At 73.4% G+C, this 22,654-nt stretch carries 22 protein-coding genes; 14 read left to right on the plus strand and 8 right to left on the minus strand.

Annotation, left to right across the window (positions count from 1 at the left end; all coding sequences use genetic code 11):
• The first annotated feature begins 21 nt into the window (after positions 1-21).
• The gene (locus SH587_RS04835; RefSeq protein ID WP_320669444.1) at positions 22-1,011 is read left to right on the plus strand and encodes an iron-siderophore ABC transporter substrate-binding protein; all 990 of its coding nucleotides are present in this window, start codon (positions 22-24) and stop codon (positions 1,009-1,011) included.
• A 31-nt stretch (positions 1,012-1,042) separates the two neighbouring features.
• Here SH587_RS04835 and SH587_RS04840 read toward each other — a convergent pair whose 3' ends face one another.
• A complete protein-coding gene (locus SH587_RS04840) occupies positions 1,043-2,275 on the minus strand; it encodes a cytochrome P450 (protein WP_320669445.1) in 1,233 nt (410 codons plus the stop codon).
• Positions 2,276-2,363: 88 nt separating this feature from the next.
• Between SH587_RS04840 and SH587_RS04845 the strand changes: the two genes are divergently transcribed.
• Positions 2,364-2,963, plus strand: coding sequence for a TetR/AcrR family transcriptional regulator (locus tag SH587_RS04845; RefSeq protein ID WP_320669446.1), 600 nt, complete (start codon positions 2,364-2,366; stop codon positions 2,961-2,963).
• A gap of 7 nt (positions 2,964-2,970) precedes the next feature.
• Here SH587_RS04845 and SH587_RS04850 read toward each other — a convergent pair whose 3' ends face one another.
• The 4 genes from SH587_RS04850 to SH587_RS04865 form a co-directional block, all read right to left on the minus strand.
• Positions 2,971-3,447, minus strand: coding sequence for a carbonic anhydrase (locus tag SH587_RS04850; protein WP_320669447.1), 477 nt, complete (start codon positions 3,445-3,447; stop codon positions 2,971-2,973).
• 84 nt (positions 3,448-3,531) lie between these two features.
• Positions 3,532-3,906 (minus strand): VOC family protein, encoded by a 375-nt coding sequence (locus tag SH587_RS04855; RefSeq protein ID WP_320669448.1) that lies wholly within the window; start codon positions 3,904-3,906, stop codon positions 3,532-3,534.
• Complete coding sequence (locus SH587_RS04860) at positions 3,903-4,583, minus strand: ArsR/SmtB family transcription factor (protein WP_320669449.1); 681 nt, start codon at positions 4,581-4,583, stop codon at positions 3,903-3,905. The genes SH587_RS04855 and SH587_RS04860 overlap by 4 nt, the downstream gene beginning before the upstream one ends.
• A gap of 60 nt (positions 4,584-4,643) precedes the next feature.
• Positions 4,644-5,027: a cupin domain-containing protein gene (locus tag SH587_RS04865; RefSeq protein WP_320669450.1), complete on the minus strand. Its 384-nt coding sequence runs from the start codon at positions 5,025-5,027 to the stop codon at positions 4,644-4,646.
• A gap of 49 nt (positions 5,028-5,076) precedes the next feature.
• Between SH587_RS04865 and SH587_RS04870 the strand changes: the two genes are divergently transcribed.
• Genes SH587_RS04870 through SH587_RS04880 form a run of 3 tightly spaced genes read left to right on the plus strand, consistent with a single transcriptional unit; the run spans position 5,077 to position 8,005 of the window.
• Positions 5,077-6,213, plus strand: coding sequence for a Re/Si-specific NAD(P)(+) transhydrogenase subunit alpha (locus SH587_RS04870; protein WP_320669451.1), 1,137 nt, complete (start codon positions 5,077-5,079; stop codon positions 6,211-6,213).
• Positions 6,213-6,581 (plus strand): NAD(P) transhydrogenase subunit alpha part 2, encoded by a 369-nt coding sequence (locus SH587_RS04875; protein WP_320669452.1) that lies wholly within the window; start codon positions 6,213-6,215, stop codon positions 6,579-6,581. The genes SH587_RS04870 and SH587_RS04875 overlap by 1 nt, the downstream gene beginning before the upstream one ends.
• Positions 6,581-8,005 carry an NAD(P)(+) transhydrogenase (Re/Si-specific) subunit beta gene (locus tag SH587_RS04880; protein WP_375341731.1) on the plus strand — a complete coding sequence of 475 codons (1,425 nt, stop codon included), beginning with the start codon at positions 6,581-6,583 and terminating at the stop codon, positions 8,003-8,005. Before SH587_RS04875 ends, SH587_RS04880 begins: the two co-directional genes overlap by 1 nt.
• Here the strand turns inward: SH587_RS04880 and SH587_RS04885 are convergent.
• On the minus strand, positions 8,002-9,174 hold the full coding sequence (locus tag SH587_RS04885; protein WP_320669454.1) for a TolB-like translocation protein: 1,173 nt from the start codon (positions 9,172-9,174) through the stop codon (positions 8,002-8,004). The genes SH587_RS04880 and SH587_RS04885 overlap by 4 nt on opposite strands.
• 186 nt (positions 9,175-9,360) lie before the next feature.
• On the opposite strand from SH587_RS04885, the gene SH587_RS04890 reads away from it, so the two are divergent.
• Positions 9,361-11,346 carry an oxidoreductase gene (locus SH587_RS04890; RefSeq protein WP_320669455.1) on the plus strand — a complete coding sequence of 662 codons (1,986 nt, stop codon included), beginning with the start codon at positions 9,361-9,363 and terminating at the stop codon, positions 11,344-11,346.
• 53 nt (positions 11,347-11,399) lie between these two features.
• On the opposite strand, the gene SH587_RS04895 is transcribed toward SH587_RS04890, so the two are convergent.
• Entirely contained in the window at positions 11,400-14,342 is a 2,943-nt protein-coding gene (locus SH587_RS04895) for a hypothetical protein (protein WP_320669456.1), read from the minus strand.
• A gap of 378 nt (positions 14,343-14,720) precedes the next feature.
• Here SH587_RS04895 and SH587_RS04900 point away from each other — a divergent pair, with 378 nt between their 5' ends.
• Positions 14,721-15,767: a hypothetical protein gene (locus tag SH587_RS04900; protein ID WP_320669457.1), complete on the plus strand. Its 1,047-nt coding sequence runs from the start codon at positions 14,721-14,723 to the stop codon at positions 15,765-15,767.
• 3 nt (positions 15,768-15,770) lie between these two features.
• Here the strand turns inward: SH587_RS04900 and SH587_RS04905 are convergent, their stop codons facing one another.
• Positions 15,771-16,133: a nuclear transport factor 2 family protein gene (locus SH587_RS04905; RefSeq protein WP_320669458.1), complete on the minus strand. Its 363-nt coding sequence runs from the start codon at positions 16,131-16,133 to the stop codon at positions 15,771-15,773.
• A gap of 70 nt (positions 16,134-16,203) precedes the next feature.
• On the opposite strand from SH587_RS04905, the gene SH587_RS04910 reads away from it, so the two are divergent.
• The 7 genes from SH587_RS04910 (at position 16,204) to SH587_RS04940 (ending at position 22,589) form a co-directional block, all read left to right on the plus strand.
• Positions 16,204-17,076, plus strand: coding sequence for a LysR family transcriptional regulator (locus SH587_RS04910; RefSeq protein ID WP_320669459.1), 873 nt, complete (start codon positions 16,204-16,206; stop codon positions 17,074-17,076).
• A gap of 126 nt (positions 17,077-17,202) precedes the next feature.
• A complete protein-coding gene (locus SH587_RS04915) occupies positions 17,203-17,943 on the plus strand; it encodes a hypothetical protein (RefSeq protein WP_320669460.1) in 741 nt (246 codons plus the stop codon).
• On the plus strand, positions 17,940-18,503 hold the full coding sequence (locus SH587_RS04920; RefSeq protein WP_320669461.1) for a matrixin family metalloprotease: 564 nt from the start codon (positions 17,940-17,942) through the stop codon (positions 18,501-18,503). Before SH587_RS04915 ends, SH587_RS04920 begins: the two co-directional genes overlap by 4 nt.
• An 84-nt stretch (positions 18,504-18,587) precedes the next feature.
• A complete protein-coding gene (locus tag SH587_RS04925) occupies positions 18,588-19,625 on the plus strand; it encodes a D-isomer specific 2-hydroxyacid dehydrogenase family protein (protein WP_320669462.1) in 1,038 nt (345 codons plus the stop codon).
• Positions 19,618-20,664, plus strand: a complete 1,047-nt coding sequence (gene vanA, locus SH587_RS04930) for a D-alanine--(R)-lactate ligase (RefSeq protein ID WP_320669463.1) — start codon at positions 19,618-19,620, stop codon at positions 20,662-20,664. The genes SH587_RS04925 and vanA overlap by 8 nt, the downstream gene beginning before the upstream one ends.
• Complete coding sequence (gene vanX / locus SH587_RS04935; RefSeq protein WP_320669464.1) at positions 20,654-21,280, plus strand: D-Ala-D-Ala dipeptidase VanX; 627 nt, start codon at positions 20,654-20,656, stop codon at positions 21,278-21,280. Before vanA ends, vanX begins: the two co-directional genes overlap by 11 nt.
• Positions 21,261-22,589 (plus strand): UDP-N-acetylmuramoyl-tripeptide--D-alanyl-D-alanine ligase, encoded by a 1,329-nt coding sequence (locus SH587_RS04940; protein WP_320669465.1) that lies wholly within the window; start codon positions 21,261-21,263, stop codon positions 22,587-22,589. The genes vanX and SH587_RS04940 overlap by 20 nt, the downstream gene beginning before the upstream one ends.
• Positions 22,590-22,654: the final 65 nt, after the last annotated feature.

Raw genomic sequence — 22,654 nt, forward strand, 5'->3', positions numbered from 1 at the left:
GCTCGCGTTAGGGTCCCCTCAATGCGCCTGCCCGCCCTCCTGCTCGCCGCCGTCGCGTCCGTCGCGCTGGCCGCCTGCGGCTCCGACGACCCCGGCTCCGACACGACCACGGCACCCGCCGCCGCCGGGGCCTTCCCGGTCACGGTCGAGCACGCCTTCGGGAAGGCGACGATCCCGAAGCCGCCCGAGCGGGTGGTCACCGTCGGCTTCAACGAGCACGACTTCGCGCTGGCGCTCGGGGTCCGGCCGGTCGCCGTCCGTGAGTTCATCGGCGCCTTCCCCTACAAGACCCGGCCGTGGGCGCCTCAGGCCCACGCCGATCCCGCCCCGGCGCTGGTCGGCGGTCAGGAGATCGCGCTCGAGCGGGTCGCCGCCGCCCGCCCGGACCTGATCCTCGGCATCTACTCCTTCGTCGACGAGCCGACCTACCGCAAGCTCGCCAAGCTGGCCCCGACCGTCGCCCAGGGCGCGGACGCCCCGCCCGGCGGCACGCCCTGGGACCGGCAGCTGCTGGAGACCGGCCGCGCGCTGGGGCGCGAGCCGCGGGCGAAGCAGATCGTGGCCCAGGTCGACGGGCAGTTCGCCGCCGCCCGCGAGCGTCACCCACAGTTCGCCGGCAAGACCCTGACCGTCGCCTTCGAGGGCGGCGGCTCGCTCTTCAACCTGGCCGACAGCGACCTCCGCCAGCAGTTCTTCACCGATCTCGGCTTCCGGACCCCGAAGGGCGCGGGGATCGAGAGCATCAGCCGCGAGCGGCTCGACGTGCTCGACCAGGACGTCCTGGTCCTGATCACCGACGACCCGAAGGGGCTGCTGGAGGACCCGCTCTTCCGGCGCCTGGACGTGGTCGAGGAGGGCCGCGTGGTCGCCGTCGGGGCCGCCGACGCCTTCGCCGGCGCGCTCGGCTTCAACAGCCCGCTCAGCCGCCCCTACCTGCTGCGCCAGGCCGAGCCGCGGCTGGCCGCCGCCCTCGACGGCGACCCGGCCACGAAGGTCGCCGCCACCGAGTAGCCGGCGGCCGGGGCCTGGCCGGCGCGGCCGCTCAGCCGCGCCGGACCGGGATCGAGTTGAACTGGTTGAGGAACAGCGCGCGCACGCGGTTGCACTCGCCGTCGAGCCGCAGGTCGGGCATCCGCCGCAGCGTCTCCTCGATCCAGATCCTCAGCTCCAGCCGCGCGAGGGCGGCGCCGAGGCAGAAGTGGCGGCCGCCGGCCCCGAACGCCTGGTGCTCGGCGATGTCCGGGCGGTCGAGGTCGAACTCGTGCGGGTGGTCGAAGCGCGACTCGTCGCGGTTCGAGGCCAGGTACCAGAGCAGGACGCGGTCGCCCTCCTTGATCTGCTGGCCGTGCAGCTCGACGTCCTTGGTCGCCGCCCGGGCCATGAAGGCGAAAGCGGGGTACATCCGCAGCCCCTCCTCGACGACGTTCGGGATCAGCGACGGGTCGGCCTGGACCCGCGCCATCAGCTCGGGCTGCTCCAGCAGCGACTTCATGATCCCGCTGTAGGTCGCGCGGGTGGAGTCGTTGCCGGCCGCCATCAGGAGGATGAAGAAGAGCGCGATCTCGAAGTCGTCGAGCTGCTCGCCGTCGACCTCGGCGTCCATCAGCGCGCTGATCAGGTCGCCGGTCGAGCGGCCGCGGCGCTGCTCGATCTGGGCTCCGCAGTACTGGACGATCTCGGTCAGGACCGCCTGGGTGTCGTCCCACTGCTCACGGACCGCCGGGTCCTCGAAGGCGGTGAAGACGTTGGTCCAGTGGACGAGCTTGGCGTCGTCCTCGGGCGGCGTGCCGAGCATGTCGCCGATCACGCGGGCCGGGATCGGCCGCGCGACGTCGGCCACCAGGTCGAACCGCTCGCGGTCGGCGACCTGGTCGAGGACGTGGTTGACGATCGCGCGGATGTGGTCCTCGTGCTCGGCGATCCGGGCCGGCGTGAAGGCCTTGCCGACGATCTTCTTCAGCCGCGTGTGGCGCGGCGGGTCCATCGAGATCATCTGCAGCCGCTGGATGTCGAGCGGCACGCCGATGTCGTCGACGAGGAAGATCCCGCGCTTCTCCGAGCTGAAGGTCGTGAAGTCGCGGGTGACGGTCTTGACGTCGTCGTGGCGGACGATCGACCAGAAGCCGCCCTCGCCGGGGGCGACGGCCTGGGGGCTCCAGTGGACCGGCTGGTCGCGCTGGAGGGCGGCGAAGAGGTCGTAGGGGACGCCGTCGTCCCAGTGGCGCGGATCGGCGAGGTCGAGGCCGGCGAGGTCGAGGGTCTCCGTAGCGGGCATGGGGCGACACTACGCCTCGACTTGACATGCTGTCAAGGTGAATTCTTACACTGCGTAAACCGACAAGTCGGGCTGCTACCGTGGACGGATGGCCGTCCTCTCCCGCCGCAGCCAGGCCGCTACCACCCGGCGCAACAACCGGGACGCCCTGGCCGCGGCGACGCTCGAGCTGCTGGCCGAGGGCGCGGCCTTCGCCGACGCGAGCATCGAGCAGATCGTGCGGCGGGCCGGGCTCTCGCGGCCGACCTTCTACAGCCACTTCGCCGACAAGCGGGCGCTGATCCTGCACCTGGGCCAGGGCCTGCTCGACGCCGTCGCCGAGGCGGCCGACCCCTGGCTCGCGCGCGGCGAGGGCGAGGTCCGCCCGACCCTGGACGCCGTCCTCGGGGCCTTCGAGACGCACCGCGAGACGCTGCTGGCGCTGGTCGAGGCAGCCGGCTACGACGTCGAGGTCAACGCCTTCTGGCACGACTTCCACGACCGCTTCGTCGCCGCGGCCGTCGAGCGGATCCGACTGGTCGCCCCCGACCTGTCGCCGCAGCGCGCGCGGGCCCGGGGCTTCGCGCTGGTCTGGATGACCGAGCGGACGGCGACCGAGCTGGTGGCCGGGGCCGACGTCGACCGGACGGCGCTGCTCGACGAGCTGACCGGCTTTTGGGAGCGGGCGCTGCGCGGCGGCGACGACTGAGCGCGGGTCAGTCGGCGGCCGCGGCCTGCGAGCCGGGCGGGAAGGACAGCTCCTCCAGCCAGCCGCTGCCCAGGTGGTAGCGGAAGGTCCGGACCCGGAAGCCCAGCGTCAGCGCGGTGATCCGCTCGAGCGAACGGCGCAGGCTCTCCTCCACCCGCAGGTCGTCGCTGCCGTGGGCCAGGCAGTCCGTGTGGCCGACCACCCAGACCTCGCGGGTGCCGGCGGCGTCGTGCGAGATCCGCAGCGAGCGGAGCACGTCGTCGGTCGCCTCGGCGCCCGCGTTGCGCAGCACGTGCGCGTCGCCGAGGGCGAGCCCGAAGCCGGCGAGCGGATCGATCCGCGCGTCCATGCAGGTGATCACCGCCAGCGACCGCCGCGGGGCCCGCGGCAGCGCGCCGTGCGACGCGGCGGCGGCCGGCATCGGCGTGGGCGTCGGGTCGTCCTCGCGGCCGGTGCGCCCGAACGGCGCCCACGAGGGAGTCATGCGAGGCGCGTCCTGGAGGGCGGTGTCGCCGGGGGGTGCGGCACGGGAGGGAGCCTAGGGGACGGGGCGGTGACGGGGTGGCCGTCAGCCGGTCGCGTGGGCCAGGACGTTGATCACGGTCCCGCCCGGGTCCTCGACGAAGAACCGGCGCACGCCCCACGGCTCGTCGCGCAGCGCGTAGACCACGCGCAGGCCCCGCGCGACGGCGGCGGCGTGCGCGGCGTCGACCGCCTCGGGCGTGCCGAGGTCGATCCCGAAGCGGGGTTGGGCGTCGGCGCTGCCGGCCGCGGGGACGAGCACCTGGGCGCTGCGGTTGGCGGGCGAGACGAGGCCCAGGATCGGGTCGCTCATCGCCGCGTCGAAACCGAGCACCTCGCTGTAGAAGGCGCGCGAGGCGTCGGCGTCCGCGCTGCTGGCGTAGGCGATCACCCGCCGGGGGACGGGGGCATGGTCGGTCATCGGGGGCTCCTGGATGGGTCGGCCGGGGTCCACTGCAGGTGGGCGAGCCGCCACGGGTCGCCCTCCTCGAAGACGGCGGTGATGAAGACGGGGCGGGCCCGCTCGTCGGCCGCGGTGGCGACCTCGGCGAGGACGGTGACGACGGTGGTGGTGGCGCCGAGCATCCGCACCACCGGCTCGGCCAGGATCTGGTGGCGGCGGTACGGCGGGTGGTCGGCGACGGCGTCGAGGCAGCCCTGCTTGTCGACCGGAGCCGCCGCGCCGGGGAAGATCAGCGCCGCGTCGTCGCGCAGGTGGCGGGCGAAGAAGGCCGTATCGCCGTCGGCGAAGGCGTCGAGGAAGCCGCCCATCCGCGCCAGCAGCTCGCGCGTGCGGGGGCGGGTCGAGACGTCGGCGAGGGCATTGGCCCAGGTGGTCGACCGCAGCCAGCCGGCCAGCCCGTCGAGCGCCGCCGGCCGCAGCGCGTAGGCGCGGCCGCGGCCGTCGTCGGCGACGTCGCGGCGGACGACCAGGTCGGCCTCGCGCAGCAGCTTCAGGTGCCGGCTCAGCGCCGCCGCGGTCATCCCGGTGGCGGCGGCCAGCTCGGCGGTCCGGCGGGGACCGTCGACCAGCGCGTCGACGATCCGGACCCGGGTCGGGTCGGCCAGCAGGCCGGCGGTGGCGGCGGGGTCGCCCATCGACCGGCGATATTACTCACGCTAGTGTGAGTGATCAACCCTGTCGTGAGTGATAGGACGTCAGGTCCAGAAGTCGACGAACCGCTCGCTGTCGCCGCCGCCCTCGGGCTTGCGACCGCCGATGCACAGCAGGTCGAGTCCCTCGGGGCCGGCCTCGAACGAGCGGATCACCGACGGCGCCACGCGCAGCACGTCCCACGGGGCCAGGTCGACGATCTCGTCCTCGAGCTTCGCCCGGCCCGACCCGCCGACCACCACGTAGACCTCCTCCTGCACGCGGTGCCGGTGCCCCCACGGCATCCGCGCGCCGGGCGCGTAGGTGAAGCGGCTGACGCCCAGCTCGGGCGAGCCGAGTGCGTTGCGGGCGAACCGCCACTCGATCGGCACCTCGTCCGGAGCCACGTCGCGCAGATCGTCGAAGTTGCGCTTCGTCCAGTCGGCCATCGGGCGATCGTGTCACGGCGCCGATCGGGCGCGTACTGTGAGGCGCCGAATGTTGCTAGGTGTTCCGAAAGAGCAGGCCGAGGGCGAGCGTCGAGTAGCGCTGGTGCCGGATGTCGTGAAGCGGCTGGGCGCCAAGGGCGTGAAGGTCGTGGTCGAGCCCGGTGCCGGCGATCACGCGTTGATTCCGGATGCGTTGTTCGAGGAGGCGGGCGCGACGCTCTCGTCCGATGTCTGGAGCGCGGATGTGGTGGTGAAGGTCGCGCCGCCGACCGCGGACGAGGTCGCGAAGCTCGGGGCGAACAGCGTGCTGATCGGGTTCTTGGCGCCGCTCTCCTCGCCGGAGACCGCGGCGTTGTTGCGGGACAAGGGTGCGACGGCGTTTGCGATGGAGGCGATTCCGCGGATCAGCCGGGCGCAGGCGATGGACGCGTTGTCGTCGCAGTCCAACGTGGCGGGCTACAAGTCGGTGTTGACGGCGGCGGATCATTCGACGCGGTTCTTTCCGATGCTGATGACCGCCGCCGGGACGATCCCGCCGGCGAAGGTGCTGGTGCTGGGGATCGGCGTCGCCGGTCTGCAGGCGCTGGCCACGGCGCGGCGTCTCGGCGCGAAGACGACGGGTTATGACGTGCGGCCGGAGACGGCGGAGCAGGTCGAGTCGTTGGGCGCGACCTGGCTGGACTTGGGGATCGAGGCCGCCGGTGAGGGTGGCTACGCGCGTGAGTTGACCGCGGAGGAGCGGGCGCAGCAGCAGCAGGCGTTGACCGACGCGACCAAGGGCTTCGACGTGGTGATCACCACGGCGTTGGTGCCGGGTCGTCCGGCGCCGCGGCTGGTGACCGCCGAGGCCGTCGAGGGGATGCGTCCGGGTTCGGTGATCGTGGATCTGGCTGGTGAGACGGGTGGCAACTGCGAGTTGACCGAGCCGGGCCAGACGGTGGTGAAGCACGACGTCACGATCGTCTCGCCGCTCAATCTGGCGGCGGACATGCCCGAGCACGCGTCGCAGCTGTACGCGCGAAACATCCAGTCGCTGGTCGAGCTGATGCTCGATACCCCGGAGGGGGAGAGTGAGCCGTCGTTGAAGCTGGATTGGGAGGACGAGATCATCGCGGGTGCGGCGATCACGCGTGAGGGTGAGATCGTGCATGCGGGGGCGAAGAAGACTGTGGAGGCGAGCGTCTGATGTTGTCCTTGTCGACCGTGCTGGCCACTAGTGGTGAGCCGGGCAACCTGGTCACGAACCTGGCGATCCTGGTGCTGTCCGGGTTCGTGGGGTATGCGGTGATCTCGAAGGTGCCCAACACGCTGCACACCCCGTTGATGTCGGGCACGAACGCGATCCACGGGATCGTGGTGCTGGGCGGGTTGTTGATCTTCGCCGAGAGCGCTGATCTCGGGGCGGTCACGACGATCATCGTCTTCGTCGCGCTGGTCTTCGGCGCGATCAACGTCGTCGGCGGCTTCGTCGTGACCGACCGGATGCTCGAGATGTTCAAGAGCAAGCCGGAGCCCAAGCAGCCTGCTGGCGGCGATGAGAAGGGCGGCAAGTGATGCACGCGACGCTTGCTTCGTTCTTGACCGACGCGAACTTCAAGTCGGTCCTCTACATCCTGGCCTTCGGGCTCTTCATCTACGGCCTCTCCGGCCTCACCGGCCCCAAGACCGCCGTTCAGGGCAACCGGATCGCCGCCGTCGGCATGGTCATCGCCGTCATCGCCACCCTCTTGGTCGATCCGTTCCACAACCCCGTCTGGATCATCCTCGGTCTCGCGATCGGGTTCGCGGTCGGCGTTCCGGCGGCGCGGCAGGTGAAGATGACGGCGATGCCGCAGATGGTGGCGCTGTTCAACGGCGTCGGTGGTGGCGCGGTCGCGTTGATCTCGTGGGCCGAGTTCCGCGCCTCCGGCGGCTTCGATTTCGCGCCGACCTACATCGTGCTGTTCTCGATGTTCTCGGCGATCGTGGGCTCGGTGTCGTTCTGGGGTTCCAACGTCGCGTTCGCGAAGCTGCAGGAACTGATCGACGGCAAGCCCCGCACCCTCGGCGCGCTCCAGCTGCCGGCCCAGCTTTTGACCCTCGGCGGCGCCGTTGCGTGTGCAATCGCGATCACGGCCGGGTCGACCAGCGAGATCCTGATCATCGGCCTGCTCCTCCTCGCCGCCGTCTTCGGGCTGCTGCTGGTGCTGCCGATCGGCGGTGCGGACATGCCGGTCGTGATCTCGCTGCTGAACGCCTTCACCGGCCTCGCCGCCGCCGCGGCGGGTGTGTCGCTGGACAACCAGGCGCTGATCGTCGCCGGCATGATCGTCGGCGCGTCGGGCACGATCCTGACCCAGCAGATGGCGATCGCCATGAACCGCACCATCACCTCCGTCATCGCCGGCGGCTTCGGCGGCGGCGGAAGCGACGCCGCCGCGGGCGGCCCCGCGGGCGCCTCGGGGGGCACCGTGCGGTCCACGTCGGCGTCGGATGTGGCGATTCAGATGGCCTACGCGCGCCTGGTCGTCGTGGTCCCCGGCTACGGGATGGCGGTCTCGCAGGCCCAGCACGCGGTCAAGGAGATGGCCAACCTGCTGGAGTCCAAGGGCGTGGAGGTCAAGTACGCCATCCACCCCGTCGCCGGCCGGATGCCCGGGCACATGAACGTCCTCCTCGCGGAGGCGGATGTGCCCTACGACCAGTTGAAGGAGATGGATGACATCAACCCCGAGTTCAAGCGCACCGATGTGTCGCTGGTGATCGGGGCCAACGACGTCACCAACCCCGACGCGCGCAACAAGGCCGACAGCCCGATCTACGGGATGCCGATCCTCAACGTCGACGACTCCCAGTCCACCATCGTCCTCAAGCGCTCGATGAGCTCGGGGTACGCCGGGATCGACAACCCGCTCTTCACCGACCCCAAGACCAGCATGCTCTTCGGCGACGCCAAGGCCTCCGTCGAAGCCATCACCGAGGAGCTGAAGGCCCTCTAGCGGCGCAGGGTCAGCTTGGCGGTGGCCGTCTTGCCCGTGCGGGGCGCGACGGTCACCGTGACCGTCTGGCGGCGGCGGATCGCGGCCCGGCCGCGGCGGCTCGGGGTCACCGCGACCGTCGCGCTGCGGCCGGCCTTGATGGTGAAGCTGCGGCTGCCGATCGCCGTCCGGCCCTTCTTGATCCGGACGCTGCCCCGGCAGGTCGTGCCGCCGCCGCAGCGGAGCTTGATCGCGATCCGGCCCTTGCGGTAGCGCAGCGAGGTCGACGCGATCGCGGTCGCCGGACCGCGGGCGCCGCCCCAGAAGGGGTAGACGCCGGTGGCGATCGTCCGCTCGCTGCCGCCGGCCAGGTCCTTGACGACGATCTTGCCGTCGCGCTCGAAGGCCACGCGGTCGCCCTCGGGCGAGAAGACCGGCGTGGTGTCGGCGGTGCCCTGGGTCAGGTCGCCGATCGGCGCGCCGGTGGCCAGCGAGTAGCGGACGATCCGGCCCTCGACGCCGGTGGCGGCGTCCGGGGTCAGGGCGGCGACGATCTCGCTGCCGGCGGGGTTGCCGCTCGGGAAGGCGATCCCGCCGCGCGGGTCGCGGACCAGCACCTGCACGCAGCTGCGCGTCGCGCCGGGTTCCTCCTCCGGCGTCGCCACGCGGCAGACCATCGACTGCGGCTCGTCCTTCGAGGTCCCGCGGGGGTAGGCGGCGATCGGGGTCTGGTTCAGCCACCCGTGGCTGACGACGCAGCCGCCGCAGAACGAGACCCCGTTCGACTCGGCCTTGCCGACCGTCAGCTTGCGGGTCCAGACCGCGGTGAGCCCGCCGAAGCCGTCCGGGCCCGGGTACCACCACAGGTACTGCTTGCCGTCGGGCGACATCGAGGGCTGGTTGACCACCGCCTTGTCGAAGACGGTCCGCGCGCCCTTGCCGTCGGCGCCGGCCTGCACCAGCCCGCCGCTCTCCGGCACCCACGAGAGCGTCTTGCCGTCGCGGGTGATCCCGGCCAGGCGGCCCGTGGCGACGGTCTTCGGCTTCGCGCTGCCGCCATCGGGATCGATCGTGCAGACCGAGGAACCGCACTGGTAGGCGATCGTCGACGCGCTGGCCGGAACGGCGCCGGCGACGAGCAGCAGGCCGCCGGCGGCGAGCGCGGCGAGCGGTGACCGGGGGAACGGCATCGGGGCCTCCGGAACGGGGGACGGGGGGCGTCCACGGCCCGACGACGAGCCGCAGGAGGCCGACGATATCCGCTGGTCGGAGCCCGGGAGCCGGAAGGGGCGAGCACGTCAAAATCCTGCACATCACCACGCTGGTATGTGTATCGTCGCGCCGTGGTCACGGATCTCCGCCCTCTCTGGGAGCCGGTGCAGGTCGGCCCCGTCACGCTCCGCAACCGGATCGCGGCCGGCCCCTCGACGCTGCTCTACGCCGAGGACAACGTCCTCTCCGAGCGTCATGTGGCCTTCCACGCCGAGCGCGCCCGCGGTGGCGCGGGCCTGATCCTCACCGAGGAGCACGGCGCCTACCGGACCGCGCTCGGGGCCTTCCCCGACGCCTGCACCGCCTGGGATCCGCGCGCGGTCCCGGCGCTCGCGCGGCTGGCCGAGGCGGTCCACGAGCACGGCGCCGCGGCCTTCGTGCAGCTCTACGGTCCCGGGATCGCGGACACCGGCACGGTCGTCGGCGACGCCTGGCAGCCGGTCGTCGGCCCCTCGCGCGTGCCCTCGCCCGGCCCGGGGGCGGTGCCCTACGCGCTCGGCGACGACGACATCGCCGAGATCGTCGCCGGCCACGCCACCTCGGCCCGCAACGTGGCCGAGGCCGGTCTCGACGGGGTCGAGGTCCACGCCGCCCATGGCTGGCTCGCGGCCCAGTTCCTGAGCCCGCTGTTCAACCGCCGCAGCGACCGCTACGGCGGCTCCGCGCGCCGCCGCTGCCGGTTCGTGCTCGAGCTCCTGGAGGCGATCCGCGCCGCCGCCGACGGCCTCGCGGTCGGGGTCCAGCTGTCGGTCGACGAGTACGTCGGCGCGGCCGGGATCACGCCCGAGGAGTGCCTGATCCAGGTCGACGAGCTGGTCGGCTCCGGGCTCGTCGACTACGTCAACGTCTCGACCGGCAGCCCGTTCTCGATCCCGCGCACGATCGCGGCGATGGAGGCGCCGGCGGCGGTCCTGGCCGATCACGGCCGCGCGATCCGCGAGGCCGTCGCGGGCCGGGCCGCGGTCCTGCTCGTCGACACGATCCGGACCGTCGACGACGCCGCCGCGGTGGTCGCCGCGGGCGCCGCCGACGTCGCGGTGATGACGCGCGCCCACTTCGCCGACCCGTTCCTGGTCCGCAAGGCGATGGCCGGGCGCACTGACGAGACGGTGCCCTGCATCGGCGAGAACGAGTGCATGGTGCGGGCCTTCGGGGCGCGGCCGGTGGCGTGCCTGATGAACCCGGCGATGGGCCGCGAGGCGCGCTGGGGCGAGCAGGCGACCGCCGCCGCACCGACCCCGGTCCCGCGGCGGATCGCGATCGCGGGCGCCGGTCCGGCCGGCCTGCGGGCGGCGGCGACGCTGGCCGACCGCGGGCACGAGGTGGTGGTCTGGGAGCGCGGGCCGCTCGGCGGTCACCTCGATCCGCTCTCGCGCCTGCCCGGCCGCCGCCGCTGGCGGTTGGCGATCGACGCCTTCGCGCGCGCCGCCGAGCGGGCCGGCGTCGAGCTGCGCCAGGGCGAGGCCGCGACCGCCGCCGGCCTCGCCGCGCACGCGCCCGACCTGGTGCTGTGCGCGACCGGCGCGAGCTGGGACCGCAGCGGCCTGTGGGCGGGGACGCCGGCCGCCGCGCCGCTGCCCGGGATCGATGCCCCGCACGTGCTCGACGTCGCCGAGGCGCTGCGACGGGCGCTCGACGACCCGACCGCGCTCGGCGCGCGGGTGGCGATCGTCGACGCGACCGGCGAGTACCTGCCGCTCGGCCTGGCCGACCTGCTCTCGGCCGCCGGCGTCCGCGTCGAGCTCGTCACCCCACAGGCCGAGGTCGGCCGCTGGGTCCGGCAGGCGCAGGACGGGACCGAGGTCTTCGCGCGGCTGGCCGAGCGCGGCGTCGCCGTGACGGCCGGTCGCGCCCTGGCCGCGGTCGCCGGCGACGCGGTCGCGCTGGAGGAGACCTGGTCGGGCCGGCGGGCGACGCTGGAGGGCGTCGACGCGGTCGTTCTGTCGCTGCTGCGGACGCCCGACGACCGGCTGCTGCGCGAGCTGGAGACCGCCGGCGTCGCCGCCCGCCCGCTCGGCGACGCGCTGGCGCCCCGGCGCACGATCGAGGTCGTCTACGAGGCCGAGGCGGTCGCCCGCGAGCTGGTCTAGCCGCGGCGCCGGACCGGGAGCGGCGCCCGCCCCTCCCGGCCCGACGCGGACGGCTAGCGGCGGGTGGTCTTCGCCTTGCCCGTCGCCGACTTGCGCTTGGCGGGCTGCGCCTTGCGGACCGCGCACGGGGTCCCGATCCGCACGCTGGCCGCCCGCGGCGCGGCGCCGTTCTGCCCGGCCAGCGCCACGCGACCGGTCAGCTTGCGGCCGCAGAGCGCCCGGGTGGTGGCGATGATCCCGTGGCGGCCGCCGTTGATGTTGAGCGTGAACGACGTGATCGGCTGGTCGGGGATCGCCGCGAACGTCGTCACCAGCTGCTTGCGGCGGATCGCGGTCGTCGAGCGGAGGTCGATCGCCACCTCGCCGCGCAGCGCCACGTAGAGCGTCGGCAGGGTCTTGATCTCGCGCCCCGTCCTCGGATCGCGGCGGACGCCCTTGACGAAGTAGACCGGGCCGCTGAGCGGGCGGTCGAGGATCGACGTCTCGGCGGTCGCGGAGCCGACGACCGACGACGCCGGGCAGCTGCCCTTCAGCGCGTCCGCCGCCTCGCAGAGGCCCCGGGCGTTGGCCGCCGCCAGCGAGAGCGACGTCGGCAGCGCGACCGTCGCCGACCGCAGGCCGGCCTCGCCCTCGGCCTGGGTCACGGTCGCCGTCACGCGCGGGTGCTTGTGCTTGCCCATCTGGGTCTTGTTGGCGACCGCCAGCCGCACCTTCGGCGCGAACCGCAGCTGCTGGCAGCCGGTGAACGACAGCGGCGCGGCCGGGCTGGCGGTGGCGCCGCCGGCCGAGGTCAGCGTCGCCGCGACCGCGCCGGTCGAGCACGAGGTCGGGTTGCGCAGGAAGCCGGGGCGGTCGATCCGCAGCGTCAGCTCGCGCAGCCGCAGCAGGATCCCCTCGTGGACCTGCGGCAGCGGATCGCTGTCGACCGTCACCTGGGCGCTGGCCGGGTCGATTCGCAGTGCCTGCCGGACGACGACGTGCCCCAGGTCGTAGGGGCCGGCGAGCGCGCGGACGATCGCCACCATCCCGAACGGCGCACCCTTGTAGCCGCCGGTCAGGTACAGGCTGCCGTTCAGCGCGTAGGGCGCGGCGCCCGGCCCGGCCTTGGTCGCGACGCTGCCGATCCGCGAGGCGGCGGGGCAGCTGGCGGCGGCCACGTCCTCCTCGGCGCAGCGCTGGACGCCGCGCAGCTTGGCCGTCATGCCGAGCGGCAGGCGCGCGCCGACGCCGCCCAGGTACTGGTCGCCGTCGGGCCGCGAGAGCGTCACCGTCAGCGGGGCGAAGGCGCCCGACTGGGCGGAGCCGGCGGCGATCGCGAAGCCGGGCGAGAAGCCGAGCGGCCCGCAGCCGGTGACGTTCAGCGGGCTGCCGACCGCGACCGGCGCCGTGCCCGAGTAGGGCGTGAAGGTGGTGGTGGCCGTCGCGGCGCCGCAGCTCTGCGGCGAGGCGACGATCGCCTTCGCGCCGCCGTCGAAGTCGAGCGTCATCCGCGAGAACGGCAGCTGCGGGTTGTCGGCGAAGCTGGTGGTCAGCTGGCCGCTGGTGGGATCGGCGTCGACGCGGCCCTTGAGCCGGATCGCGATCCCGCGGCCCTCGGCGGTCACGAACAGCCGGTAGCGCTGCCCGGCCTGCGGCTGACCGAGGTAGATCGCGCCCTCCAGCGGCTCGTCGAGAAGCGGCGACTGGATCGCGACCCGGCCGACCTTCGACGCCGGCGGGCAGCTGATCGGCTGGTCGGTGCCCTGGGCCAGGTCGCGGTCGCTGCACGCCTCCAGCCCGTCGGCGGCCGAGGGGCTGATCGACATCCCGGGCGGCAGGGTCAGCTTGACGTCGCGGACGTGGGCGGCGGCGAGGCTGCCGCCGTCCTTGGTCTGCGGGACCGACAGCGAGACCGAGAGCGGGGTCGGCGCGTCGGCCTGCAGCGCGCTCGGACCGAAGCTCGTGGTCGGCGCGAACGGCAGCCGCTCGCAGCCGTCGCTGCCGACCGGGGTCGTGTCGCTCGAGCGCGAGCTCTTGCCCTTGGTCGAGGTGATCTCGATCCGGGTCGTCTGGGGCCCGCTGCAGCTGGTCGGGTTGGTCAGGAAGGCGGTGGTCTTGTCGTCCACCTGGAGCCCGCCGCGCGAGTCGGGATCGGTCTGCAGGTCGGGGCCGGCGAGGGTCAGCAGCGCCATCCCGGCGAGCCCCCGCTCGGGGTCGTGGACCGGGTCGCCGGGGACGCCCCAGAGGGTCAGCTTCGACCAGACCAGCAGCGGGTTCCGCGGCAGGTTCCTGATCTCGACGTAGGTGCCGTGGTCGGAGGGCCGGACGCCGCCGACCAGGTCGATCGGGTCGAGGTTGCCGTCCATCATGTAGGAGAGCGTCACCTGGCGCGGGTTGATCGCGAACCGCGCGACCTGGCCCTTGGCGCGGGTCATGTTGTAGACCGGCGCGACCGCCTCGACGGTGTTGCGGCCGGTGAAGATCGTGCCGCGGACCCGCATCCGCTGGATCCCGACCTGCGACGCGACGGGGCAGCCGCTGCCGGGCGGGCCCTTGCGCACGGCCGCGTAGTCCGGGTCGCCGGAGTCGCCGATGATCGAGAGGTTGTCGAGCTGCTCGTCGGTGCAGGTCGGGATCGCGGTCGGATCGGCGACCAGCCCGGCCGGCAGGTCGACGCGGATGTCGCGCGTGTAGCCGTAGGGCTCGCCGGGGTAGGTGTGGTTGCCGTTGGTGACCTCCTGGCTGGCCAGCCCGAACTCGGCGCTCGCGAAGGCCGGGTGGCCGCCGGCCTGGGTGAAGAGCGAGGCGCGGTCGGCGTTGCTCCCGTCGCTGGTCTTGAAGACGCCGGCCGAGAAGCTGGTCAGCCCGAAGTCGGTGTCCGGCAGCGCCGGTGGGGCCGGCATCGAGTCGGCGGCCATCGCCGGCCCGGCGACGAGCAGCGAGGCGAGGCCGAGCGCGGCGGCGAGGCCACGGGACGCGCGCCCCGTCCGCGCACGCCGATTGGAGGTGAGACCCACGGAGGCGTTCCCTTCGTCCTGTTGCAGAAGCCGGGCAGGCTAGATGAAGGACCGCTTTCGTGTCCGAGAGAAACGCCATTGTCCGACCCGCGTCGAACCGCGTACGTCGTCCGCGTTGACCGTGGCGAGTTCCCCTGCGGAACGGGGGTCGAAACGTTTTCGCCAGTGTCCGCCGTGCGCCGCCGTGCGTTGGGCCGTCCGCGCGACGGTCACCGCGGGGGCGCTTCGGAAACGTCGTCGGACATCCGTCCAGAGGCTGGGGCGGGCCAGCCCGCCGATCCCGAGCACGTGCTCGATGCCGGCGGTCCTGCCAGGGTGGAGGGGCGGCCGGCCTGGCGTAGGGTCGGTCCCGTCCGTCGCCTCACCCGGGAGCTGCTCATGACCGACCTCTGGACCGCCGTCAAGGACCTGCCGATCACGATCGAGTCGTCGTCGTTCGAGGCGTTGGTGCCGAGCGGCCCCCTGGGGATGGAGGACTACACGACGACCCAGCTGCGGCTGCGGGGTCGTGGTGAGGAGGGGATCGGTGAGCAGGTCGGGATGCCGGGTACGCAGGAGAGCCTGCGTGCCAGTGATCATTCGCTGACGGGGGAGTGGTCGACGCTGGCGGGGTTCCTGGACCATCTCGACACGATCGAGATGTGGCCGGAGGCGCCGGAGTACGAGTTGGAGCGGAACTGGCGGCGCTGGACGTTCGAGTCGGCCGCGCTCGACCTCGCGTTGCGGCAGGCGGGGACGAGCCTGCCGGAGGTGCTGGGCCGGACGCCGCGGCCGTTGACCTTCGTCAACTCGTTCGGTCTCGGCGATCCGCCCGAGATCGACAAGGTCGCCAAGCGGCGGGCGGCGCAGCCGACGGTCGGCTTCAAGCTCGACGTCGCGCCCTCGTGGACGCAGGAGATCATGGACCGCGTGGCCGCCGTCGAGGGCGTCGCCACGATCGACTTCAAGGGCCAGTACGGGATCGAGGTCGAGGACGAGGCGGCGCTGCTGGCGATGTACGAGCGGACGCTGGCCACCTTCACCGAGGCGGTCTTCGAGGACCCGCACGACGACCCGGCGATCCTCGAGCTGCTGGCGCCGTTCGCCGACCGGGTCTCCTACGACGCGCCGATCACCACCGTCGAGTCGATCGCCGCCACCGCGATCGAGCCCCGGATCGTCAACGTCAAGCCCTGCCGCGTCGGGCGGCTGGCGGAGCTCAGCCGGCTCTACGCCCACTGCGGGGCGACCGGCATCCGGATGTACAACGGCGGCATGGGCGAGCTGGGCGTCGGTCGCGGCCAGGCCCAGCTGCTGGCCGCGCTCTTTCACCCCGACGCACCGAACGACATCGCACCCTCGGACTACAACCTCGAGCAGCCCCCGCCCGGCCTCCCGCCGAGCCCGCTCGATCCGGCGCCCGACCGCGGCTTCCGACGCCGCTGAGGGCTACTCCCCGAGCATCGGCCGCGGATCGAAGGTGACCCGGACGGCCGTGATCAGGCCGTCCTCGACGTGGGTCCAGTTGGCGACCTGCATCGGCGGCTTGCCGGCGATCGTCAGCGCCGACCAGGTGACGACGTCGCGGTCGTCGGCCAGCCGCAGCAGCACGTCGTTGGCGGTGGTGGCGGCGAACATGCCGGCCAGTCCTCGCAGGAACTCGTCGGGGCCGCGGGTCGCGCCGAGGACGCCGTCGAAGGTGACGTCGGGAGCGAGCAGCGGGCGCAGCGGCTCGGGGTCGCCGGCCGCCCAGCAGGCGAAGTAGCGCTCGGCGATCGCGCGCGGGTCGGTCGGGCGGTCGGTGGACGTCATGGGTCGATGTTCGAGCGCCCGGTTCCAGAAGTCCAATACCTGGTTCGGATCGAATATAGAATTCTCAGTTATGGAACTGCAGCAGCTGCGGTACCTCGCCGAGGTCCGGCGGCGGGGCTCGTTCACCGCCGCCGCCGAGGCGCTGCACGTCAGCCAGCCGGGGGTCTCGGCCCAGGTCGCCAAGCTCGAGCGCGAGCTGGGCGTGCGGCTGTTCGACCGCGGCGCGCGGGTGGCGACGCTGACGCCCGAGGGCCAGGCGCTGCTGCCGCACGCGACGGCCGCGCTCGACGCGGTCGGGCGGATCCGGACGGTCGCCGACGACCTCGCCGGCGTCACCCGCGGCCAGGTCCGGATCGGGACCGTGATCGGCTGCACGATCCCGGGCTACCTGCGCGCGTTCGCCGGCTTCCGCAAGGCCCATCCCGGCGTCGCGGTGACGGCGAGCGAGGGCAACTCCGACGACCTGATCGCCGCTCTCGCCGCCGGCGATCTCGACGTCGCCCTGGTCGCGCACGCGGTCCCGCTGCCGGCCGACTTCGACGTCGTCACCGTCGTCGACGAGCCGCTCGCCGCCGCCGTGCCGCGGACGCACCCGTGGGCCGGGCGGATCGCGGTGCCCCCCGCCGCCCTGGCCGAGCAGGACGTCCTGACCCTGCCGCCCGGAACCGGCGTCCGCGCCGCGCTGGCGACCACCTGCGCCGCCGCCGGCGTCGACCTCGTCCCGGCGGTCCAGGTCCACTCGCCCGAGGCGGCCCTGGCCCTGGCCGCCGAGGGCGCTGGCGTCGCGGTGCTCTCGCCGTCGATGATCGCCGCCCCGCTGGTCGCCGTCGCGATCGAGGGGGCCGCGCGGACCGCGCTCTCGCTGGCCACCCGCGCCGAGCCCGGTGCCGCCGCGCGGGCGTTCGCGGCGGCGCTGCGGGGCGGGTTGACGGCTGGCCGGTAGCCGCTCCCCTGGCGCACGACGACCTGTCATACTCATCGACGTTCCGGAACGCGCGCAGCCGGACGTGGCGTCTGCGAGGGGCCCGGCGCTCGGGAAGGGCGCGGACGCAGGAACGAGGAGGCCATCGTGGGAGCACGGCTGCGAGACGGAGCGACGGCGGTCGCGGCGACGCTGATGATCAGCGCGGCGGCGGGCTGCGGGAGCGACGAGCCGACGGCGGCGACGTCCCGGATCCCGCCGACGGCGAAGGTCCTGATCACGGGCCCGGACGGGAGCGGCATGGCGATCTGGCACCCGCGGACGTTCGCGGACGCGGTGGCGGGCAGCGACGTCGTGGCGGTCGCGACCGTCCGCAGCGTCCGCGAGGGATCCCAGATCGAGGGCTCCCCGAGCCCGCCGAGCGAGGAGCTGCCGCCGCCGCTGTCGGCGTTGGCGGTCCAGATCGACGTCGAGCGGGTCATCAACCGCAGCGGCTGGGCCCGCGAGCTGCCCTCGGCGCCGACGCTCTACCTGCTCGATCCCGACGAGGACGCGCCGCTGGGCGTGACCGCCGGTCACCGCTACGTCTTCTTCCTCGCCGAGTTCGACCAGGTGGTCGAGGGGAACGACCGGGCGTACCACACGGCTTGGGCAGGCGCCTACGTGGGTGTCGACGGCGACCGGCTCGAGCAGCTGCCGGAGCACGAGCCGGGAACGACCCTGGCGCCCACCGGCTCGATCGACGACCTCACCGCCACCGCCCAGCAGGTCAGCGTCGACCGCGAGCTCGCCACCGCCGACGTCAGCGCCTCTCCCAACCCGATGCTGACCAACCGGCCGCGCTGGCGCGAGCGCTCCGGCTACCGCCCCCAGGACGACGACCGATGACTCGCGCGCGCCGCGCCGCCGGGCGGACCCTCGTCCTCCTGCTGGCGGCGATCGGGCTCCAGCCGTCCGCGGCCCACGGTCACATCGCGTACGTCACCGACGACGACTGCTGCGTCCGCTTCCAGCACCAGGACCACGACCGCGACTTCACGCTCTGGAACCAGATCGACAACGCCTCCTGGAAGGCCGGCGCCCGCCGCGCCCAGCTGCACCTGCACGACATCTACGACGGCTCGCTGCGGTTCCCGACCGCCGGCTCCTCGGGCAGCGCCGACATCGTGCTCGTCGATGCTCCCTACCCCCTGCCGTTCGTCGGACGCGCCTACCACTGGCGCCACCACGGTGGCCAGGGTCGCCTGCAGATGAACACCAACTACGGCCTGACCGAGAACCAGGCCAAGGCCGTCGTCTGCCACGAGCTGAGCCACTTCACCGGCCTCGCCCACAGCAGCAACGCCTCCGACTGCATGATCGACGACCTCGCCTACCTGGCCAGCACCAACCTCGCGGTCTCGCACCGCGACCAGAACCGCGCCGAATGGAACGCCTCGGGCCACTAGTCGCGAGCACCGGCCCAGCACCTATCGCCCGCGTATCGGGAACCGCATACGCGCCGGCAGCAGGCCGCGGTCTTGACTGGCCGCATGATCCGCAGCGATCCGGCCCGAACCGCGGCACGCCCCCGACCGCCGGCGCCCTGGGCCGCGCCGGCCACCGCCGCGACCCGGATCACGGTCTACGGGTGCGAGCAGGACGAGGCCGCGCTCTTCCGGGCCCTGGCGCCCGGCTTCGACGTCGACGCGACCATCACCGCGGCGCCCGTCTCGGTGGCCAACGTCGCGCTGGCGGCGGGGAACCGCTGCGTCAGCGTCGGGCACAAGGCCGAGGTCACGGCGGCGACGCTGCGCGCGCTGGCCGACGTGGGCGTGACCTACCTCTCCACACGGAGCGTCGGCTGCGACCACATCGATGCGGAATGCGCGCGGGACGTCGGCATCAGCGTCGGAACCGTCGCCTATTCGCCCGACAGCGTCGCGGACTACACGCTGATGCTGATGCTGATGGCCGTCCGGCACGCGAAGGCGATCGTCCGCCGGGCCGACGTCCACGACTACCGCCTGCACGACCAGCGCGGTCGCGAGCTGCGCGACCTGACCGTCGGCGTGATCGGCACCGGTCGCATCGGCAGCGCGGTGATCGACCGGCTGCGGGGCTTCGGCTGCCGGGTCCTGGCCCACGACCGCCGTCCGGGCGCCGCCGTCGACCACGTGCCGCTCGACGAGCTGCTGCGGCGCAGCGACGTCGTCACCCTCCACACGCCCCTGACCACCGAGACCCACCACCTGCTCGACCAGGCCCGGATCGCGCGGATGAAGCCGGGCGCCGTCGTCGTCAACACCGGACGCGGCGCGCTCGTCGACAGCGCGGCGCTGGTCGCGGCGCTGGAGAGCGGCCGGCTGGGCGGCGCCGCGCTCGACGTCGTGGAGGGCGAGCAGGGGATCTTCTACGCCGACCGCCGCGACCGGCCGATCGAACCCGGCCCGCTGCGGCGGCTGCAGGAGCTGCCGAACGTGCTCGTCAGCCCGCACACCGCCTACTACACCGACCACGCGCTGCGCGACATGGTCGAGCACACGATCGCCAACTGCCTGGCGTTCGCCGGGGTGATCGAGCATGCGTAGGTCGAGGCTCGCGGTCGTCTTCGGCGGCAGTGGCGAGGAGCACCCGATCTCCGTCAAGTCCGCGCGCGAGGTCGCCAAGCACCTCGACCCCGACAAGTACGAGACGGTCTTCGTCGGGATCACCCGCGCCGGGGCCTGGCGGCTCTGCGACGGTCCCGACGGCGACTGGGAGCGGCGCAGCACCCGCGCCGCCGTCCTCTCCCCGGACCGCAGCCGCCCCGGGCTGCTGGTGCTGGACGGCGATCGCCACGAGACCGTCCCCCTCGACCTGGTGCTGCCGGTGCTGCACGGCAAGTTCGGCGAGGACGGCGCGATCCAGGGGCTGCTGGAGCTGTCGGGCATCCCCTACGCCGGCTGCGACGTGCCCAGCTCCGCGCTCTGCATCGACAAGGCCCTGGCCTACGTCGTGGCGGGGAGCGCCGGAATCGCGACGCCGCGCTTCTGGACCGTCGCGCCCGGTGAGGAGATCGACGCGGAGCGGTTGCGCTTCCCGGTCTTCGTCAAGCCGGCGCGCTCGGGCTCGTCGTTCGGCGTCACCAAGGTCTCCGCTCCCGGCGAGCTGGAGGACGCGGTCCGCGACGCGCGCCAGTACGACGCCAAGCTCGTGATCGAGGAGGCGGTCGTCGGCAACGAGGTCGGCTGCGCGATCCACGGCAACGGCGCCGACCTCTTCGCCGGCGAGGTCGACCAGATCGCGCTCTCCGGCGGCTTCTTCCGGATCCACCAGGAGCAGGCGCCCGAGCAGGGCTCCGACAACGCGACGGTCAACGTCCCGGCCGACATCTCCGCCGAGGCCCGATCGCGGGTGCAGGAGACGGCCAAGGCGATCTACCGCGCCCTCGGCTGCCGCGGGCTCGCGCGGGTCGACATGTTCCTGACCGCGGACGGGACGGTCGTGCTCAACGAGGTCAACACCTTCCCCGGGATGACCTCGTACAGCCGCTACCCGCGGATGATGGCCGCGGCCGGGCTCTCCTTCGCCGAGGTCCTCGACCGGATCGTGGCGTCGACGCTGGAGGGCCACGACGGTGACCGCTGAGTTCGCCTTCGTCGACGACGTCGTCGCGGGCGTCCGCTGGGACGCCAAGTACGCCACCTGGGACAACTTCACCGGCAAGCCGGTCGACGGCTACGAGGTCAACCGGATCGTCGGCGCGCGGGCGCTCTGCGACGCGCTCGCCGTCGCCCGCGACGAGGCCGCCGTGCGCGGGTTCGGCCTGCTGCTGTGGGACGGCTACCGGCCCCAGCGCGCCGTCGAGTGCTTCCTGCGCTGGTTCGAGCAGCCGGAGAACGGGCGCACGAAGCAGCGCCACTACCCGAACATCGACCGCCGCGAGATGGTCGACCGCGGCTACGTCGCTCCCCGCTCGGGGCACAGCCGCGGCAGCAGCGTCGACCTGACGCTCTTCGACCTGGCGACCGGCGAGCTGGTGCCGATGGGCGGCGGCCACGACCTGATGGACCCGATCTCCCACCACGACGCGCCCGGCGTGAGCGCGGTCGAGGCCGCCAACCGCCGGCAGCTGCGGGCGCTGATGGAGGCCTCGGGCTTCCGCGCCTACGCCTGCGAGTGGTGGCACTACGCGCTGCGGACCGAGCCCTACCCCGCCACCTACTTCGACTTCCCGATCAGCCATGCGCTTCTCGGCCGCTGAGCTGGCGGACCACCTGGGCGCCGAGCTGGTCGGCCCCGACGTCGCCGTCGAGGGCGCCAGCATCGACACGCGGACGCTCCGGCCCGGGCAGCTCTACGCGCCGATCGTGGCGGCGCGCGACGGCCACGACTTCCTGCCGGCGGCGCTCGCGGCGGGCGCCGCGGCCTACCTGACCGCGCGCGAGCCGGTCGGCGGGACCGCCATCCGCGTGCCCGACACCGCCGCCGCGCTGCTGCGGCTGGGGGCGCTCGGACGCGACAGGATCGCCGGCGCGATCGGCATCACCGGCTCGGTCGGCAAGACCACCACCAAGGACCTGCTGGCCGGCTGCCTGGCGTCGACCTTCCCGACCGCGGCCAGCGAGCGGTCGTTCAACAACGAGCTGGGCCTGCCGCTGACGCTGCTCGGCGCGCCCGAGGCGACCCGCTGGGTGGTGCTGGAGATGGGCGTCCGGCGCGAGGGCGACATCGACCGGCTGTGCCAGGTGGCCCGGCCCGAGGTCGGCGTCGTGACCGCCGTCGACCTGGCCCACGTCGAGTTCCTGGGCGACCTCGACGGCGTCGCTCGGGCCAAGGGCGAGCTGGTCGCCGGGCTGCCGCCCTCGGGGCTGGCCGTCCTCAACGTCGACGACCCGCGGGTGCGGGCGATGGCCTCGCGCAGCGCCGCCCGCGTGCTGGGCTACGGCACCGGTCCCGAAGCCCAGGTCCGGGCCGACGACGTCGCGCTCGACGACGAGCTGCGCGCCCGCTTCCGGCTCTCGTCGCCGTGGGGCCGGACGGAGGTCCGGCTGGGGCTGCGCGGCGCCCACCAGGTGACCAACGCGCTGGCCGCGGCGGCGGTCGCGCTCTGGGCCGGGGTCCCGATCGAGGCGGTCGCCGCGGCGCTGGCCGAGGGGCGGGCGTCGCCGTGGCGGATGGAGGTCCACCACGTGCCCGCCGGCCCGCTGCTGGTGGTCGACTGCTTCAACGCGATCCCGGCGTCGGCCGAGGCGGCGGTGCGCTCGCTGGCGGCGCTGCCGGGCGAGCGCAGGCTGGCGCTGCTCGGACTGATGGCCGAGCTGGGGGAGCGGAGCGCGACCGAGCACCGCCGGATCGCCGCCGTGGCCGAGCGGCTCGGGGTCCAGGTGGTCGGCTACGAGACCGACCTCTACGGCGAGGCGCACGTGACCGGCGTCGACGATGCCGTCGCGCTGCTGCGGACGCTGGGTCCGCGCGACGCGGCGCTGGTGAAGGGCAGCCGGGTGGCGCGGCTCGAGGACGTGGTCCACGCCTACGGCCGGGCCCGGGGCGTGCCGTCGCTGGCGGGGTAGGCGGCGGGGGTATCGCCGACGTATCGCAAACCGCGTACGTGCTGGCGACACCGCTCCCCGTTGAC

This window comes from Patulibacter defluvii, from assembly GCF_034096925.1.
Lineage (GTDB): Bacteria > Actinomycetota > Thermoleophilia > Solirubrobacterales > Solirubrobacteraceae > Patulibacter > Patulibacter defluvii.